Origin of the sequence: Rhodococcus sp. 06-221-2, assembly GCF_002258365.1 — a bacterium.
In the GTDB taxonomy this organism is placed as follows: Bacteria; Actinomycetota; Actinomycetes; order Mycobacteriales; family Mycobacteriaceae; genus Rhodococcoides; species Rhodococcoides fascians.
Genome location: NZ_NOYJ01000033.1, coordinates 380,879 through 398,117, shown reverse-complemented (window position 1 = coordinate 398,117; position 17,239 = coordinate 380,879). Strand labels below are relative to the sequence as shown.

14 protein-coding genes are annotated in these 17,239 nt (G+C 65.4%); 10 read left to right on the top strand and 4 right to left on the bottom strand.

Going from position 1 to position 17,239, the window contains the following annotated elements; translation table 11 throughout:
- Positions 1-83 precede the first annotated feature (83 nt).
- Both CH281_RS21390 and CH281_RS21385 read left to right on the top strand, forming a co-directional pair.
- Complete coding sequence (locus CH281_RS21390) at positions 84-1,550, top strand: DHA2 family efflux MFS transporter permease subunit (RefSeq protein ID WP_032408114.1); 1,467 nt, start codon at positions 84-86, stop codon at positions 1,548-1,550.
- Positions 1,551-1,606: 56 nt separating this feature from the next.
- Entirely contained in the window at positions 1,607-2,401 is a 795-nt protein-coding gene (locus CH281_RS21385; RefSeq protein ID WP_027496529.1) for a ParA family protein, read from the top strand.
- 23 nt (positions 2,402-2,424) lie between these two features.
- Here CH281_RS21385 and CH281_RS21380 read toward each other — a convergent pair whose 3' ends face one another.
- Together CH281_RS21380 and CH281_RS21375 are read right to left on the bottom strand one after the other, a co-directional pair.
- A complete protein-coding gene (locus tag CH281_RS21380) occupies positions 2,425-3,678 on the bottom strand; it encodes an Rv3212 family protein (protein WP_032408115.1) in 1,254 nt (417 codons plus the stop codon).
- 9 nt (positions 3,679-3,687) lie between these two features.
- Positions 3,688-5,244: a DEAD/DEAH box helicase gene (locus CH281_RS21375; RefSeq protein ID WP_238325164.1), complete on the bottom strand. Its 1,557-nt coding sequence runs from the start codon at positions 5,242-5,244 to the stop codon at positions 3,688-3,690.
- A 413-nt stretch (positions 5,245-5,657) separates the two neighbouring features.
- On the opposite strand from CH281_RS21375, the gene CH281_RS21370 reads away from it, so the two are divergent.
- Both CH281_RS21370 and CH281_RS21365 read left to right on the top strand, forming a co-directional pair.
- Positions 5,658-6,392: a ferritin-like fold-containing protein gene (locus CH281_RS21370; protein ID WP_032366312.1), complete on the top strand. Its 735-nt coding sequence runs from the start codon at positions 5,658-5,660 to the stop codon at positions 6,390-6,392.
- A 137-nt stretch (positions 6,393-6,529) separates the two neighbouring features.
- The gene (locus CH281_RS21365; protein WP_027496533.1) at positions 6,530-6,757 is read left to right on the top strand and encodes a DUF3107 domain-containing protein; all 228 of its coding nucleotides are present in this window, start codon (positions 6,530-6,532) and stop codon (positions 6,755-6,757) included.
- A gap of 83 nt (positions 6,758-6,840) precedes the next feature.
- On the opposite strand, the gene CH281_RS21360 is transcribed toward CH281_RS21365, so the two are convergent.
- Positions 6,841-7,494, bottom strand: coding sequence for a TetR/AcrR family transcriptional regulator (locus CH281_RS21360; protein WP_027496534.1), 654 nt, complete (start codon positions 7,492-7,494; stop codon positions 6,841-6,843).
- A 336-nt stretch (positions 7,495-7,830) separates the two neighbouring features.
- On the opposite strand from CH281_RS21360, the gene CH281_RS21355 reads away from it, so the two are divergent.
- From CH281_RS21355 to CH281_RS21345, 3 genes are all read left to right on the top strand, one after another.
- Positions 7,831-8,859, top strand: a complete 1,029-nt coding sequence (locus CH281_RS21355; RefSeq protein WP_370878773.1) for a DUF3152 domain-containing protein — start codon at positions 7,831-7,833, stop codon at positions 8,857-8,859.
- Between the two features lie 76 nt (positions 8,860-8,935).
- Complete coding sequence (gene moeZ / locus CH281_RS21350) at positions 8,936-10,102, top strand: adenylyltransferase/sulfurtransferase MoeZ (protein WP_080729269.1); 1,167 nt, start codon at positions 8,936-8,938, stop codon at positions 10,100-10,102.
- Between the two features lie 68 nt (positions 10,103-10,170).
- Entirely contained in the window at positions 10,171-11,025 is an 855-nt protein-coding gene (locus CH281_RS21345) for a TIGR02569 family protein (protein ID WP_027496537.1), read from the top strand.
- On the opposite strand, the gene CH281_RS21340 is transcribed toward CH281_RS21345, so the two are convergent.
- Positions 11,015-11,707: a FadR/GntR family transcriptional regulator gene (locus tag CH281_RS21340; protein WP_027496538.1), complete on the bottom strand. Its 693-nt coding sequence runs from the start codon at positions 11,705-11,707 to the stop codon at positions 11,015-11,017. The two genes, CH281_RS21345 and CH281_RS21340, sit on opposite strands and share 11 nt — an antisense overlap.
- Positions 11,708-11,805: 98 nt before the next feature.
- On the opposite strand from CH281_RS21340, the gene CH281_RS21335 reads away from it, so the two are divergent.
- The 3 genes from CH281_RS21335 (at position 11,806) to nirB (ending at position 17,230) form a co-directional block, all read left to right on the top strand.
- Positions 11,806-13,047, top strand: a complete 1,242-nt coding sequence (locus CH281_RS21335) for an MFS transporter (RefSeq protein WP_027496539.1) — start codon at positions 11,806-11,808, stop codon at positions 13,045-13,047.
- Positions 13,048-13,271: 224 nt separating this feature from the next.
- The gene (locus tag CH281_RS21330) at positions 13,272-14,675 is read left to right on the top strand and encodes a nitrate/nitrite transporter (RefSeq protein WP_032407092.1); all 1,404 of its coding nucleotides are present in this window, start codon (positions 13,272-13,274) and stop codon (positions 14,673-14,675) included.
- A 59-nt stretch (positions 14,676-14,734) separates the two neighbouring features.
- Positions 14,735-17,230 (top strand): nitrite reductase large subunit NirB, encoded by a 2,496-nt coding sequence (nirB, locus tag CH281_RS21325; RefSeq protein ID WP_094695471.1) that lies wholly within the window; start codon positions 14,735-14,737, stop codon positions 17,228-17,230.
- The last annotated feature ends 9 nt before the right edge of the window (positions 17,231-17,239 follow it).

Below are 17,239 nucleotides of genomic sequence, written 5' to 3'. Positions count from 1 at the left end.
TCACCGTCGCAGGCAACGCAGTCCTGCCCGTCAGTGTGCTCACTGCATTGACCTCGTAGCTCTTCTCATCGATCTGGAGAACAATGACCGACTTGCAGAAGCCCGCGCCCTCCGGTGCCCCGGAGAAGCTCGACGGAGCGTTGCTGAAGATCGCCGGTGTCGTCGTTCTCGGCGCGATCATGTCGATTCTCGACGTCACCGTCGTCAGCGTGGCCTTGAGGACGTTCACCGACGTGTTCGAGACCACGTATGCCAACGCGGCCTGGACGATGACCGGGTACACCCTCGCCTTGGCCACCGTCATCCCGTTGACGGGCTGGGCTGCGGACCGTTTCGGCACCAAGCGTCTCTACATCACGGCACTGGTGCTGTTCGTTCTCGGTTCGGTGCTGTGCAGTTTCGCCTGGGACATCACGTCGTTGATCGTGTTCCGCGTACTGCAGGGCCTCGGCGGAGGCATGTTGATGCCCCTGGGCATGACGATCATGACGCGTGCCGCCGGCCCCGAACGGATCGGCCGGGTGATGGCCGTGCTCGGTGTGCCGATGCTGATCGGGCCCATCGCGGGCCCCATCCTCGGCGGGTGGCTGATCGAGGCCGCGAGCTGGCACTGGATCTTCCTCATCAACTTGCCGATCGGCATTCTCGCGCTGATCGCCGCAATCGTGATCTTTCCGCGAGACAATCCGACCCCGTCGGAATCGTTCGACTTCCGCGGGATGCTGATGCTCTCGCCCGGTCTGGCCCTGTTTCTCTACGGTGCGTCGTCGGTCGTCGAAACCGAGACCGTACTGGCCGTCAAGGTGCTGGTTCCGGTCATCGTGGGCCTGGTGCTGATCGTGTTGTTCGTCTTCCACGCTCTGCGCGTCGAGCATCCGTTGATCGACCTGAGGCTCTTCCGGAACCGCTCACTCACCGTCGCGGTCATCACGACCACCTTCTTCATGGTCGCGTTCATGGGCGCAGGGTTGCTGTTTCCCAGCTACTTCCTGCTCCGCGGCGAGTCCACACTGTCGGCCGGGCTGCTTCTCGCACCGCAGGGTATCGGCGCGATGATAGCCATGCCGATCGCCGGAGTGATCGCGGACAAGACCGGTCCAGGACGAATCGTGCTGATGGGCATGGTCCTGATCACCGCAGGCATGGCGGTGTTCACCCAGGTCGGCACCAGCACGTCGTACACGTTGTTGATCGGAGCCTTGTTCGTCATGGGGGTGGGGCTCGGCTCGACGATGATGCCCATCATGACTGCTGCGCTGCAGACGTTGACGAACGAAACAGTCGCCCGCGGTTCGACATTGATGAACATCGTCCAGCAGGCCGCCGGATCGATCGGAACCGCGTTGATGTCGGTGGTGTTGACCGCGCAGCAGAAGCCGGCGCTGACGGCCTCGAGCCAGCTCGAAGCATTCGACATCTCGGCGCGCGCGTTCGGGACCACCTTCATGGTCGCGTTGGTGCTCATCGTCATCACGTTCGTGCCCGCGTTCTTCCTGCCCCGAACCAAGCACGTTTCTCAGGAATCCGCGCCGCCGATCGTGATGCACTGACGCGCCCGGAACCGACAAACCTCGCTCGAGCGGCGAATCTAGGCAAGGATCAGGGCGTGACGACAATTCTTGCGGTAGCGAATCAGAAGGGCGGCGTGGCCAAGACCACTACGGTCGCCTCGCTGGCAGCCGCGCTGCACGCACTCGACCGACGCGTTCTGGTGGTCGATCTCGACCCGCAGGGATGCCTGACGTTCTCGCTCGGTCACAACCCGGACAAGCTCGACTCGTCGGTGCACGAGGTATTGACCGGGGACGCACAGGTCGAGGACGTACTGATCGAGACGGCGGAGGGGATCGTGCTGTTGCCCGCCACGATCGACCTCGCGGGTGCGGAGGCGCTGCTGCTCATGCGCGCCGGTCGCGAGTTCGCACTCAAGCGTGCTCTGGCACCGATTCTGCAGGATTTCGACGTGGTCGTCATCGATTGCCCACCCTCGCTCGGTGTTCTCACGCTCAACGGTCTCACTGCAGCGCAATCGGTTCTGGTCCCACTCCAGTGCGAGACGCTCGCTCACCGCGGCGTCGGACAACTACTGCGGACGGTGTCCGAGGTGCAGCAGATCACCAACCCCGACCTCGCACTGCTGGGTGCACTGCCCACCCTGTTCGATGCCCGTACCACCCATAGCCGTGACGTGCTCGGCGATGTTTCCGATCGGTACTCGCTGCCGGTCCTCGCTCCGCCGATCCCCAGGACGGTGCGTTTCGCGGAGGCGAGTGCATCCGGCGCAACGGTGCTGTCGGGGCGAAAGAACAAGGGCGCGCAGGCGTATCGCGAGCTGGCCGAGAACTTGTTGGCCCACTGGGAGGGCACAGCAGAACTGAAGACGTACGACCCTGCGGAGTAGCTCCTCCGATCGGCCGTCCTCGATCAACCCAGCGCGACCAGGTCGGAACCGCGCTGCTCGACGACGACATCGCCGATCACGGAGGTCTGCACCGGTCCGTCGTAGTCGCCGCGATCGATCGGAATCTCGGCAATCACCGTGCCGGTGGCGAGCTCGACCACCGCGATCGCGTCGGGCACGGGAACCAGTAGCCTGCCGGCCATGACGGCACCGCTGCCGAGGGCCCCGGGCATGGACCACGCCGGAGTCAGGTCGGTGGAGTTCAGTGCCTGCACTCCGGAGCCGGTGAACCAGGTGAACACCGAACCCTGTTTCGCTGCCGGCGAGGCGGGCGGTGCGGATGTTGGGCCGAGGCCCGCGGGGAGCGCGAACTCGGAGACGGCCGTGGCGGTGTCGTCGTAGAGCGCGATGCGCGCAGGGGCACCGTTTGCGGACGGAACATACAGCGCGACAAGGCTTCCCGTCAGAGCCAGGACGCGTCCGGATGTCGGCTCCTGCTCCGAGGTGACGAGATCCGGGACCACCGAGGATCCGTACTCCTCGGGTTCGCTCGCATCCTTGGGGGCAGGGTTGAGCAGAGACAGTCGTGCGGCCGGCTCACCCGGGCACTGTTCGAGTACCGCCGTCCGCGAATTGGACGACGTGGTGGACAGGAGCGTGCATCCGGTTCTCGGCTGAGTACCCGGGTTGACCGGAGCATCGACGCGCCCGTATTCGAGTGTGCGCACCATGTCCGAGCGCCACAGTTCCATCCGAGTGTCACCTCGCGAGGTCACGTAGGTGCCGTCGGACGAGAGGTACACCGAGTCGTCTGCGTCGGACGTGCGCTGTGCTGCGCGGACGCCGGTCGATCCGTCGAGCGTGGTCACCTGCGAGCAACCGCGGTCGTCGCGGTAGACCGAGACGGCAGTGTTCCAGGAGGCGATCACCGAGCACAGGGGTAGGTCTCGCGAGTACGACCACGCCGGGTCGCCGGAACGGGGGTCGTGGCCGACGACCGAACCGCCATCGGCGGTCACGACTGCCGAACCGGTCACGACCGGAACCGGCGTATGCGCCGAATCCGTCGCCGAACTCGGTGCCCGCCACAACTCGGACAGGGCGGCGGGCACGGAGGCGGCCGCCTCGGACGGCGCGAGTGGATTGTCGGCCGTGACAGAGGTGGTGCCCCGAGCGTCACCCGTGAGCCAAGCGACGCTCGCGGCCACGACCACCGTCACCGCGATGACTGCCGCGACGACGAGATCGGTTCTCGACCTACGTTCTGGAGCCAGCACGGCGGGAGACTACTCCGACGCGCTCGCCGTCGACGGTCCGGTCTCGGCGGACGATCCGCTCGTGCGGCGACGGCGTCGGCGACGAGGAGCGGTCTTGGTCGACGCTTCCGGTGTCGACGAATCGGTCGAATCCGACTGTGCCGCAACAGGGTTCGCGGTCGATGCAGAGGCGTTGGCCGAGTCGGTCGAGGTCGAGGCCTGGTCCCCGTCCTGTCCCGCGCGGGTGCGACGGCGGCTGCGTGAGCGGCGCGGCTTGCTCGGTGCGGACGCCTCTGCCGACGGTGCTGCGGACTCGGTGTCGGGGGCCTTGTCAGCGGCCTGCTCTGCGGCTCGCGCGGGTGCCGCCTTGCGTACGGTGCCGGTCGCATCGGTGGGGATATCGAGCTCGGCGAACAGATGCGGCGAGCTCGAGTAGGTCTCGACCGGATCCGGCATACCCAGATTCAGGGCCTTGTCGATCAGCTGCCAGCGCGGGATATCGTCCCAGTCGACGAGGGTGACGGCGATACCGGTGCGCCCTGCACGGCCGGTACGGCCGATGCGGTGGACGTAGGTCTTCTCGTCCTCGGGGCACTGGTAGTTGATGACGTGGGTGACGTCGTCGATGTCGATACCCCGGGCCGCGACGTCGGTGGCGATCAGCACGTCGATCTTGCCGGTGCGGAACGCCTTGAGAGCCTTCTCGCGTTGGACCTGCCCGAGATCTCCGTGGACCGCGCCGACCGAGTAGCCACGCTCGGCGAGCTCGTCGGAGACCTTCTGCGCCGTGCGCTTGGTGCGGGTGAACACCATCGTCGCGCCGCGGCCTTCCGCCTTGAGGACCTTGGCGACCATCTCGACCTTGTCGAGTGCATGCGCCCGGTAGACGTGCTGGGCGGTGCGATCGTGCACGGCGGAGGACTCAGCCTCTTCGGCCCGGATGTGCGTCGGCTGCGTCAGGAACGTGCGCGCCAGCGTGATGATCGGGCCGGGCATCGTCGCGGAGAACAGCATCGTCTGACGCTTGTCGGGGACCATGCCCAGGATGCGTTCGATGTCGGGAAGGAACCCGAGGTCGAGCATCTCGTCGGCCTCGTCGAGAACCAGGACGCCGACCTTGCCGAGGATCAGGTGGTTCTGCTTGGCGAGGTCGAGTAGACGGCCGGGGGTGCCGACGACGACGTCGACGCCGTTCTGGAGCGCGCTGATCTGAGCTTCGTACGGGCGACCGCCGTAGATGGAAAGAACCTTCACCGGGCCGTTCGCGGCGCTGAGGTACTTCGATGCATTCTCGAGGTCGGAGCTGACCTGAACACACAGCTCACGGGTCGGCACGATGATCAGCGCGCGTGGCGTGCCGTCGAGCGGGGTCGTTCCGGAATTCTCCGTGGCGAGACGATGCAGAAGAGGCACGCCGAAACCGAACGTCTTGCCCATTCCGGTCCTGGCCTGCCCGATGAGGTCGTCGCCCGCGATGGCCAGCGGAAGAGTGAGCTCCTGGATGGCGAAGGTGCGCTCGATACCCATGTCGGCGAGTGCACGAACGATGTCGGCGTCGACGTTCAACTCGGCGAACGTCGGTGGCACATGCGTGTCGTCCAGTTGGGCCGACAGGGTGGTGTCGCCGGTCTCGGATTCTTGGTCTACGACTATCTTGCTCAGGGGACTGGCCTTCCTCGTGGTCGAACGTACGCACAAGGAAGGGCACAGGCCTATTGCCGGCCGAAGTCGATGCCCTCAATCCGATGTGATGTCGCCGTCAGCCTCAGCGCGGCCGCGAACTGTGACGTTCGCTGCGGCGAAGCTCTCGAGGCGACCCGGATCAGGTGCGCACACATTATCGATGATCGCCGCATCGGCTTTCGGTCCGTGTGACAGGTCCGCGAGCAACGATCGACACCATGGTAGCTTGCCCGGCCCGATTCTCCACGGTCGACGGGTCGCGGCAGGTGTGACGCGCCCCGCGACGGGGCGTCGGACACGGGTCTACGATTCGTGGAATGGGAGCCCATTCGTCGGAGTCGTCGTCGCCCGCAGTTGCATCCACCGCCCTCGTCGGGTCGAGCGATCCGGACAGAGGGGAGCCCGCGATCGCACACGATCACCCGGGCGTTCCCGACTTGTTCGCCGTGCTCGCCTACGGCGAGATCTCTGCGTTCTACCGGTTGGCGGAGGACGCTCGAATGGCTCCGTCCATGGAAGGCCGGGTGGCGCTGGCGAGTATGGCCGCCGCCGAGATGAGTCATTTCGAGACGTTGGAACAGGCTTTGTCCAACCGTGGCCTCGACGTGTATTCGTCGATGGATCCGTTCGTGCGGGCTCTGGACGAGTACCACGCCTCCACCACGCCGTCGACCTGGTTGGAGTCTCTGGTCAAGGCATACGTGGGTGACGGAATCGCCGCTGATTTCTACCGGCAGATCGCGCACAGCCTCGCCCCCGACGTCGCGGAGATCGTTCGCGACGTGTTGGCCGAGACCGGGCACTCGGAGTTCGTCGTCCACGAGGTGTCCGAACGGGTCCGGGCGAGCTCCCAGGACAAGGCACGCCTGATGTTGTGGGGGCGTCGACTGCTCGGCGAGGCGATCACGCAGGCCCAGTTCGTGCTCGCGCAGCGCGAGTCGCTGACCGATCTCGTCATCACCGCGTCGGGCGACCTCAACGGGGTCGTCGCACTGTTCGATCGCATGCAGGAGCAGCATGCCGAGCGGATGTCCTCGCTCGGGTTGGACTGATCGGCTCGATCGGGCACCGGGCGGGGCGGGTCCCCGCCGGTGTTCGCTGACAGCACAGGCCTGGAAGCGGCTGCGGCACGCGGGCTGCACTAGCCTGGCGAGAACAGCGTCAGTTGTCGAGAGTTCGGAGGTTGACCGTGGAGGTCAAGATCGGTGTGTCGGAGAGTTCCCGTGAGCTCGTCGTGAACAGTGCGCAGTCCCCGGCCGAGGTCGAGGCGCTCGTATCGACCGCCTTCGCAGGTAAGGACGGAGTGCTGTCGTTGGAGGACGAGAAGGGACGCAAGTTCTTGATCCAGACCGCCAAGGTGTCGTACGTCGAGATCGGCCCGTCCGATCCTCGCAAGGTCGGGTTCGCAACCACCTGAGACGGCCGGTAACACCACACGCCCCTCGTTCTACTCGAACGAGGGGCGTGTGGCGTATGTGGGAGGGATGCCCGACCGGCTGGTTACGGAGACTGCAGCGGAACGTGCGACAAGCCGCCCCAGGCCAGTGAGACCGTGGTGTCGACGGCGTCTTCCTTGGAGATCGGCCGATCTGCTTCGAGCCAGTAGCGCGCGGTGAACTGGCTGGCACCGACTAGGCCGACGGCCAGCACTCGTGCTCGGTACGGATCGAGTCCGGAATCGTGGGCGACCAGGTCGAAGACGGCGTCGACGCATGCTTCGGTCGCCTGCTCCACGCGGGCGTTGACCTGAGGGTCACCCATCAGATCCGACTCGAAGACCAGACGGAAACCCTGGGTGTCGGTGTCGACGAAATCGTAGAACGCCAGAACCGCGGCGCGGACGCGTTGCTTGTTGTCCGTCGTCGAACGCAGAGCCTGACGAACCCCGGCGATGAGGGTGTCGACGTAGCTCTGCAGTACCGCCAGGTACAGCTCGAGTTTGCCGGGGAAGTGCTGGTAGAGAACCGGCTTGCTGACTCCGGCGCATTCGGCGATCTCGTCCATTCCCGACGCGTGATAGCCGCGGGTCACGAAGATTTCGCTCGCAGCAGCCAGCAGTTGCGCCCGACGGGCATCACGCGGCAGCCTGGCGCTGCGGCGGTTGCCGGTGGTGGCCGGACGGTCGGAGGACCTCCGGTCGTCGAGATCTGTCATCAAATATGTTCCCATCGCGTCGACAGCTGCGCTCGTCTTGGTTCGACAACGTGCGGTCCGGCGTGAACTTTCGGCGGGTGGCCTTCGGTTCGGACCGCTCGTAGCGCAGATCACGGGCAACGATACTCGTGGCCGTCGGCACCGCTGGGATCCTGGGGGATCCTTGTCGGAAACGGTCGATCTCGAATCACATCGGATGGTTTGTTTGTACGATGTTTGTCGTACCGAGAGCCCGATAGATCCGTCCCCGGTATCGGCGTGCCGAGCGGCGAGCGAGCAGGATTGTGAGATCGTGAGCGAGTGACTGACCGAGGCGAGCCGCGAATTCGCGGCGGTGTGCAGTCCGGCGGGTTCGACGAGCGGTCGGACGATCTTCCACGAGGCGTGGGTGGTCGTGGGTCGCATCAGCCCTTGCGCGCGCAGTGGGACCCGACGCAGCGCGAGGTCAAGGACCGCAGTCGCCGCCCCGAGCGTGACGTGCGTAAACAGACCAAGTTGGGAAAGTTCGCCGCCACCTACGGCTGGCGGGCGTACGCGGTACCGATCCTGATCGCCGTCACCGCGCTCGTGGTCGTCGATGCCGTTCGGGCCGGTGACCCGGTTGTCGGCACCGCCTCTCAGGGCACCTCGCAGGACCCAGGGTTCGGCACGCTGAGCTCCGATACGTCCGGAACCGGAATCATCGGGGTCCCGCCGCAGGCCGACGGCAACTTCGCGGAAACGATCTCGTCCGGTGAGCTGCCCGACGGTGGACCGTTCGCGGTGCAGGGGGCAGGCACCTGGCACACCGTCGCCGGAAGCACCGAGCAGGTCGGCCAGGGAACCGAGCGGGTGTTCACCTATACCGTCGAGGTCGAGGACGGTGTGGACACCGTCGGTTTCGGCGGCGACGAGTCGTTCGGCCGTCTGGTGGATCAGACGTTGGCCAACCCCAAGAGCTGGACCAACGACCCACGTTTCGCGTTCCGCCGTATCGATCAGGGTGACCCGGATTTCCGGATCTCCCTGACGTCGCAGATGTCCATTCGGCAGGCGTGTGGATACGACATCCAACTCGAGGTGTCCTGCTACAACCCCGGCATCGAACGGGTCGTGCTCAACGAACCCAGATGGGTACGCGGAGCGATCTCCTTCCAGGGAGACATCGGTTCCTACCGTCAATATCAGATCAACCACGAGGTCGGGCACGCCATCGGCTACCAGCAGCACCAGCCGTGCGAAACCGACGGCGGGCTGGCACCGGTGATGATGCAGCAGACGTTCGGAACGGCCAACGACGACATCGCGCGGCTCGACCCCGAGGGCGTCGTGCCCATGGACGGCAAGACCTGCCGGTTCAACCCGTGGCCCTATCCGCGCGGGTGAGCGATCGCGGATTAGATTCGAAGGCGGCGAACGCAATTGTGCGGTCGCCCCGTCGAGTCGAGGAGTGTCGCTGAGCGTGGTCCACCTACCGCCACTGGTCGAAGCCACCGGTGAACTGACCTCCGAGGAGGTTGCCAGGTACAGCCGTCACCTGATCATTCCGGACGTCGGAACGGACGGCCAGAAGCGGTTGCGGAACGCCCGCGTGCTCGTGGTCGGAGCCGGCGGACTGGGTTCGCCTGCGCTGCTGTACCTCGCGGCCGCCGGCATCGGAACTCTGGGCATCGTGGAATTCGACGACGTCGAGCTGTCCAACCTCCAGCGACAAGTCATCCATGGGCGGTCCGACGTCGGACGACCGAAGGCCGACAGCGCACGGGACTCGATCCTCGAACTCAACGACGGCGTCTCGGTGGTGCTGCACAGGGTCCGCCTCGACTCGTCCAACGCGATCGACATCTTCGGCAATTACGATCTCGTTCTCGACGGCACCGACAACTTCGCCACCCGATACCTCGTCAACGACGCGGCCGCACTGGTCGGTATCCCGTACGTGTGGGGTTCGATCTACCGGTTCGAGGGGCAGGTCTCGGTGTTCTGGGATGCAGCTCCGGGCGGCGTCGGGATCAACTATCGAGATCTGTACCCCGAGGCTCCGCCGCCGGGAATGGTGCCCTCCTGCGCCGAGGGTGGCGTCCTGGGCGTGCTCTGCGCCTCGATCGGGTCGGTGATGGTGACCGAAGCCATCAAGTTGATCACCGGAATAGGCGAGACGCTGCTGGGACGGCTGATGATCTACGACGCGTTGGCCATGAGCTACCGAACCGTCGGACTGGCCCGTGATCCGCACCGAACCCCGATCACGGAACTGATCGACTACGACGCCTTCTGCGGGGTGGTGCCGGCCGTCGAATCCGACGACGCCTCGATCAGCCCCGAGCAGCTACGGGCGATGTTGGATTCCGGACGCGAGGTCGCCTTGATCGACGTGCGTGAGCCGGTGGAGTGGGACATCGTCCGCATCGAGGGCGCTCGGCTGATACCACGCGGGCGAATTCTGTCCGGGGCGGCGTTGGCCGAGCTGCCACAGCAGGTACCGATCGTTCTGTACTGCAAAACCGGCATCAGGTCCGCGGAGGTTCTCGACGCACTCGTCGGTGCCGGTTTCACCGACGCAACCCATCTCGACGGCGGAATCGTGGAGTGGGCCAAGCAGATCGAGCCCGGCCTGCCCATCTACTGACGTGGCGGCTGGGCCGCATGCGCGCGTCGTCCGCAGAGCTCTGCCCGATCGGCGGTACCGTGGCGTTCGTGAGCTCTGTCGAACCTCCTCAGCACGTGATCTCTACGTTCGGGCTGCGCGATGTCGAGCCTGCGCCACTGGGTGCGGACTGGGACGGAGGGTGGCGTCTGGGTGACGTCGTGCTCTCGCCCGTCGCCGATCACGCTCGCGCAGCCTGGTCTGCGAAGGTGCGAGAAACACTGACTGTGGACGGTGTGCGCCTCGCTCGACCGGTGCGCTCGACCGATGGTCGATACGTCGTGTCCGGTTGGCGTGCAGATACGTTCGTCGCAGGCGAACCCGAGCCTCGCCACGACGAAGTGGTCTCGTTGTCCATGCGGTTGCACGCAGCGACCGCGCAGTTGGAACGTCCCCGCTTCTTGGTGCAGCCACCCGTCGCCCCGTGGGCCGACGTCGACGTGTTCGTCGCGGCCGACCGGGCCGCCTGGGAGGCCGTTCCGCTACGGACCGCTCGCGGTGCGGGTGCGCCGGAGCCGTCGTCGAGTGACGGCAAGAGCAGCCTCGAATTGGTCAAACAGCTTGCGACACTGCGTAAGCCCGTCGAATCGCCGGACCAATTGGTACACGGCGACCTGTTCGGGACGGTGTTGTTCTCCGGCAGCGATGCTCCGGGGATCAGCGATATCACCCCGTACTGGCGTCCGGCGTCGTGGGCTGCCGGCGTCGCCGTGGTGGACGCGCTCTCGTGGGGAGACGCCGACGACGGTCTGGTGGGCCGGTGGGACGATCTACCGGAATGGCCGCAGATGCTGTTGCGCGCGTTGATGTTTCGTCTGGCTGTGCACGCACTTCATCCGCGGTCGACGTCGGAGGCATTTCCCGGCCTCGCGCGCACGGCAGATCTGGTGCGTCTCATTCTGTAGGTTCGGGCGCGTGGCCCGGAGGGGCGGAGAGTTCGCGGAACAGCGACCGGGCGGAGGCGATTGCCCGGGCCGAATCACCGTCCACGATGGCGTCGACGAGGGCTGTGTGCTCGGCGACGTAGTCGTCGTCGTGAGCAGTGGCGTGTTCTCTGATCGTCTCGTGGATCACCGGTAGCAACGAGTCGTAGAACTCCAGGTAGATCGCGTTGTGGCTGGCGGCGACGATGCTCCGATGCAGGCGCGCGTCGATTCGTACGGCGTCGGCCAACGGCACGTCGCCGCTCGACCAGGCGACATTGCGGTTCTCGAGGGCGTCGTTCATCTCTCGGATGTCGTGCTCGTCGCGTCGATCCGCAGCCAATGCTGCTGCGGTCACCTCGAGAGTTTCCCGGAGCTCGGTGACGTCGCGATAACGGGCGTCCGAGAAGTACTTGCCCAGGGTGCCGCCGAGGTCCGAGCAGGTCATGACGAACGTTCCCGACCCCTGCCGTCGCTCGACCATGCCGGCGTGGACGAGTGCCTGAACGGCCTCACGAACCGTGTTTCGCCCGGTGCCGGTCATCTCGCACAGCTCCGGTTCGGTGGGAATTCTGCTGCCGACCGGCCATCGTTTCGACGTGATCTCGTCGCGCAGGGCTGCAGTGACCTGGGTGATCAGGCTCGATCGGTGGACCTGGCGCACGGAGGCTCCTCGTTCTGGGGGCGGTGCAGTGCTCGGGGTGCTGCGCCGACGATGATACTGCGTTGCACCCGATGATCCGGTCATCCTATGATTACGCGGTGAGTGCGCCTACCGTTTCCGAGACCACCCAGACCGGTACATCACTCGTTCGCGGCCGACTGCTGGTGTTCGCCGCCATCGTTCTTTCTGCGCTGACGCTGCGCGCCGCCGTGACGTCCATCAGCCCTCTGTTCGGCAGGATCGCAACGGATCTGCAGTTCGGGGATGCCGTCATCGGCGTCGTCGGGATGCTGCCGCCGGCGATGTTCGCCGTGTTCGGGTTGGCGACACCGCTTCTCGCCAAGCGCACCGGTCTCGAGCGCGCCGCCCTGCTCGCCATGGCGTTGACCACGATCGGGATGGCCACCCGGGCATTCGCGCCGAACACGGCGTCGTTGCTGGCGCTGTCCGCGATCGCCCTCGCCGGCATGGGTATCGGAAACGTCGTCATTCCACCTCTGGTCAAGCGGTACTTCTCGGATCGACTCGCAGTGGTCAGCACCATCTACATCTGTGCACTCCAGATCAGCACCATGATTCCGCCGCTGCTCGCGGTTCCGGTCGCCGATGCCCACGGGTGGCGGCTCTCCATCGGGGTCTGGGCGATCGTCGGTGTTGCCGCAGCATTGCCGTGGCTCGGTGTCGTGATCGCCCGACGTGGTCGCGACGAGAAGGACGTCTCTGCCGAGGCCGGTTCGGCGGCCGTGCACACCCGATCCGGCGGCCGCATCCATCGATCCTCGCTCGCGTGGGGAATGGTGATGATGTTCGCGATGACGTCGCTGATCACGTATTCGATGTTGACGTGGCTGCCGACGCTGTTGATCGACTCGGGTATCGGCGAGGGGTTGGCCGGAGCCTCGGTCGCCGCGTTCGGAGCGATGGGCCTGGTCACGTCGCTGGCCACGCCGACCCTCTGCGCAAAACTGCGAAATCCGTTCGGCCTCGTCCTGGTCGCCGCGGTGTGCTACCTCTGTGGGTTCTCCGGCTTGCACTTCTCGCCTGCCGCCGGAACGGTGATCTGGGTGTGCCTGATCGGCCTCGGCACGATGACCTTTCCGATGTCGCTGACGCTGATCAATCTCAGGACCCGCACCGCGGTGGGCTCATCCTCGCTCTCGGGCTTCACCCAGGGGCTGGGCTACGTGGTGTCGGCCACCGGACCGATACTGTTCGGCTTCCTGCACACCGTGTCCGGCGGTTGGGGATTGCCGCTGACGCTGCTCACCGGATGCGTTGTGATTCTGCTGGTCGGCGGCTATCTGTGCTGTCGACCTCGGATGCTCGAAGACTCCTGGTGACCCGGCTCGTCGACGCGTTCGATCTCACGTACGCGTCGACGAGCGGGTGAGAACGAGTTAATCAGCGGGTCACCGCACGCAGCGCCGCTGCAACATGGCTTTCCTATCTTGGTGTCACTCACCGAACCAGGAGGCCATACGTGACCAGCCTTTCTCGCAGCGCTTCAGCCGAAACCGGCTCTGCTGCCACCGCACCCGTTCCGCCCGGAACCGTTCCCGTCTCGGTGAATCACCGGATCGCGCATTGGAATTCCGAGGACGTGCAGGCGTGGGAAGGCGGCGGTAAGCAGATCGCCAAACGAAACCTGATCTGGTCGGTCGTCGCCGAACACGTCGGCTTCTCGATCTGGTCGATCTGGTCGGTGATGGTGTTGTTCATGCCGTTGTCGGTCTACGGCATCGATGCCGCGGGCAAGTTCTTCCTGGTGGCCGTCCCCACCCTCGTCGGTGCTGTCCTGCGCATTCCGTACACGTTCGCCACGGCGAAATTCGGCGGGCGCAACTGGACCATCTTCAGCGCTCTGGTGTTGCTGATTCCCACGCTGTTGACGATGTACTTCATGTTGAACCCGGCCTCGTACACCACGTACATCATCGTGGCGGCGTTCGCCGGAGTCGGCGGCGGTAACTTCGCCTCGTCGATGACGAACATCAACGCCTTCTATCCGCAGCGCGAAAAGGGTTGGGCCCTCGGACTGAACGCCGGCGGAGGCAACATCGGCGTACCGGTCATCCAGCTCATCGGTCTGCTGGTCATCGCTACCGTCGGCAACACCGCACCCGAGATCGTCTGCGCCGTGTACCTGGTGTTCATCGCGATCGCCGCCGTCGGTGCCGCGCTGTACATGGACAACCTCGACAACCAGAAGACCAACGGCCGCTCCATGATCGACGTGTTGAAGTTCTCCGACGCATGGTGGATCGCCTTCCTCTACATCGGCACGTTCGGATCGTTCATCGGCTTCAGCTTCGCATTCGGGCAGGTACTCCAGATCAACTTCCTGGCCGGATTGACCGACGGGGCACCCGCCACGGCGGCTCAGCAGGCCCAGGCCTCGCTGCACGCTGCACAGATCGCGTTCCTCGGGCCACTGCTGGGGTCGCTGTCGCGTCCGTTCGGCGGCAAGCTCGCCGACAAGATCGGCGGCGGAAAAATCACCCTGTACACGTTCGTGGCCATGACCTTCTCCACCGGAATTCTGGTAGCGGCCAGCACCTGGGACGACTCGACGCCCGGGGCGGCCAGCGGCACTGTGATGGTCCTCTTCGTCATCGGATTCATCGCACTCTTCTTGCTTTCGGGCCTCGGCAACGGGTCGGTGTACAAGATGATTCCCGCGATCTTCGCTGCAAAATCTGTTGCACTGCAGGGCATGACGGTCGAGGAACAGCAGCACTGGTCCCGCAAGATGTCCGGCGCACTGATCGGGATCGCCGGTGCCATCGGCGCACTCGGCGGTGTCGCCATCAACCTGGTGCTGCGGGCGTCGTACTCCGGTAGTGCGAAGTCGGCAACCACAGCGTTCTGGGTGTTCCTCGGCTTCTATGTGGTCTGCGCGATCGTCACGTGGGCGATCTACCTGCGCAGGACCGACTCCGCCGATGCCGACGCTCCGGTAGCCGTCTGACGCTCGGTGCAGGCGCGCTCGAAACATTCTGCACGGCAACGAAATCGGAAGGACCCGCAATGAAGAACGCGGTAGTGGTAGGGCACGGAATGGTAGGGCACAGGTTCGTCGAGGCGCTGCGGGCGCGCGACGAGGGTGCCGAGTGGAAGATCACGATCCTGTGCGAGGAAGCTCTGCCGGCGTACGACCGGGTGGGTCTGTCGTCCTACGTCGGTGCCTGGGACCACAAGGAACTTGCGTTGGCGGGCAACGACTATCCGGGCGACTCCCTGGTCGAGATGCGTACCGGGGTGCGGGCCGAACGCGTCGACCGTGACCACCGAACCGTCATCACCTCGGCCGGCGACACCGTGGACTACGACGCGCTGGTCCTCGCCACCGGCTCCTACCCGTTCGTCCCGCCGATCGCCGGACACGACCTGCCCGCGTGCTTCGTCTACCGCACCCTCGACGATCTGGACAGGATCCGTGCACGCGCCGACGCCGCTGGACCGGGAGCCGTGGGCGTGGTCGTCGGTGGCGGCCTGCTCGGCCTCGAAGCGGCGAATGCGTTGAAGAAGATGGGCATGACGCCGCACGTCATCGAGTTCGCGCCGCGATTGATGCCGCTTCAGGTGGACGAAGGCGGCGGTGCGCTACTGGCCCGCCTCGTCACCGATCTCGGATTGAACGTGCATGTGGGAGTGGGCACGTCGTCGATCACCGAGAACGACAGCGCCGGATTGACGGTCGAGCTGAGCAACGGCGATACGATCGACGCGGCGCTGCTGGTGTTCTCCGCGGGGGTACGACCGCAGGACCGGCTGGCTCGCGAGAGCGGCCTCGACGTCGGCGAGCGCGGCGGTATTCTGGTCGACATCGGCTGCACCACATCCGATCCCGACGTCTACGCCATCGGCGAATGTGCTGCGGTCGAAGGCCGATGCTACGGACTCGTCGCGCCCGGATACTCGACGGCCGAGGTGGTGGCCGACCGATTGCTCGGCGGCGCAGCGGAGTTCCCCGGAGCGGACATGTCGACCAAGCTCAAGCTCATGGGTGTCGATGTGGCGAGCTTCGGTGACGCGATGGCCGCAACTCCGGGTGCGCTCGAGGTGGTCTTCAGCGACGCGCCGAAGGGCACCTACGCCAAGCTCGTCGTCACCGACGACGCCAAGACGTTGCTCGGCGGCATCCTCGTCGGCGACGCATCGGCGTACTCGCTGCTCCGGCCGCTCGTCGGACGCGAATTGCCGGGCGATCCGGGTTCGTTGATCTCTCCGGCGGCCGAGCAGGTCGGCATCGGAGCGCTTCCCGACGACGCCGAGATCTGCTCGTGCAACGGTGTGACGAAGGGTGCGATCTGCTCGGCCATCTCCGACGGTGCGTGCGATCTGGCCGCGGTGAAGAGCTGCACCACGGCAGGCACCACCTGTGGAGGATGCTTGCCGTCGATCAAATCACTGCTGGCGGCATCGGGAGTGGTGCTGTCGAAGTCGTTGTGCGAGCACTTCTCTCAGTCGAGGGCCGAGCTGTTCGAGATCGTGCGGGCGACGAACACCCGAACTTTCTCGTCGTTGATTGCCAAGTACGGATCGGGTGCCGGCTGCGACATCTGCAAGCCCGTCGTGGCCTCGATTCTCGCGTCCACCTCGTCGGATCACATTCTCGACGGTGAACTGGCGTCGTTGCAGGACACCAACGACCACTTCCTGGCCAACATCCAGAAGAACGGCACCTATTCGGTGGTGCCTCGGATGCCGGGAGGCGAGTGCACGCCCGAGCAGTTGATCGTCATCGGTGAGGTCGCCCGGGACTTCGGGCTGTACACCAAGGTGACCGGCGGGCAACGCATCGACATGTTCGGTGCCCGCGTCGAACAGCTTCCCGAAATCTGGAAGCGGCTCGTCGACGCAGGCATGGAATCGGGTCAGGCGTACGGAAAGTCGCTGCGTACGGTCAAGAGCTGCGTCGGGTCCAGCTGGTGCCGCTACGGTGTTCAGGACTCGGTGGGAATGGCCGTCGACCTCGAGAACCGGTACCGCGGACTGCGCTCGCCGCACAAGATCAAGTTCGGAGTGTCGGGCTGCGCACGTGAGTGCGCCGAAGCCCGCAGCAAGGACGTCGGCATCATTGCCACAGAAGGTGGCTGGAATCTCTACGTGGGCGGCAACGGTGGCCAGTCGCCCAAGCACGCCCAGTTGCTCGCGTCCAACCTCGACGACGCCACACTCGTCAGCTACATCGACCGCTATCTGATGTTCTACGTCCGCACCGCGGACCGCCTGCAACGCACCGCACCGTGGCTGGAATCGCTCGATGGGGGATTGGACCACCTCAAAGCCGTCGTCTGCGAGGACAGCCTGGGCATCGGCGCAGAACTCGAGGCAGACATGGCACGCCACGTCGCCGGCTACAAGGACGAATGGGCAGGGGTGCTCGAGGACGAGGAGAAGCTCGGCCGGTTCGTGTCCTTCGTCAACGCTCCGGCCGAGGCCGATCCGACCATCGCGTTCGACGAGTCCGGCGCACGCAAGGTGCCCGTGCTGATGGGGATGCCGCGCATCGGAGCGTGACGTGATCGA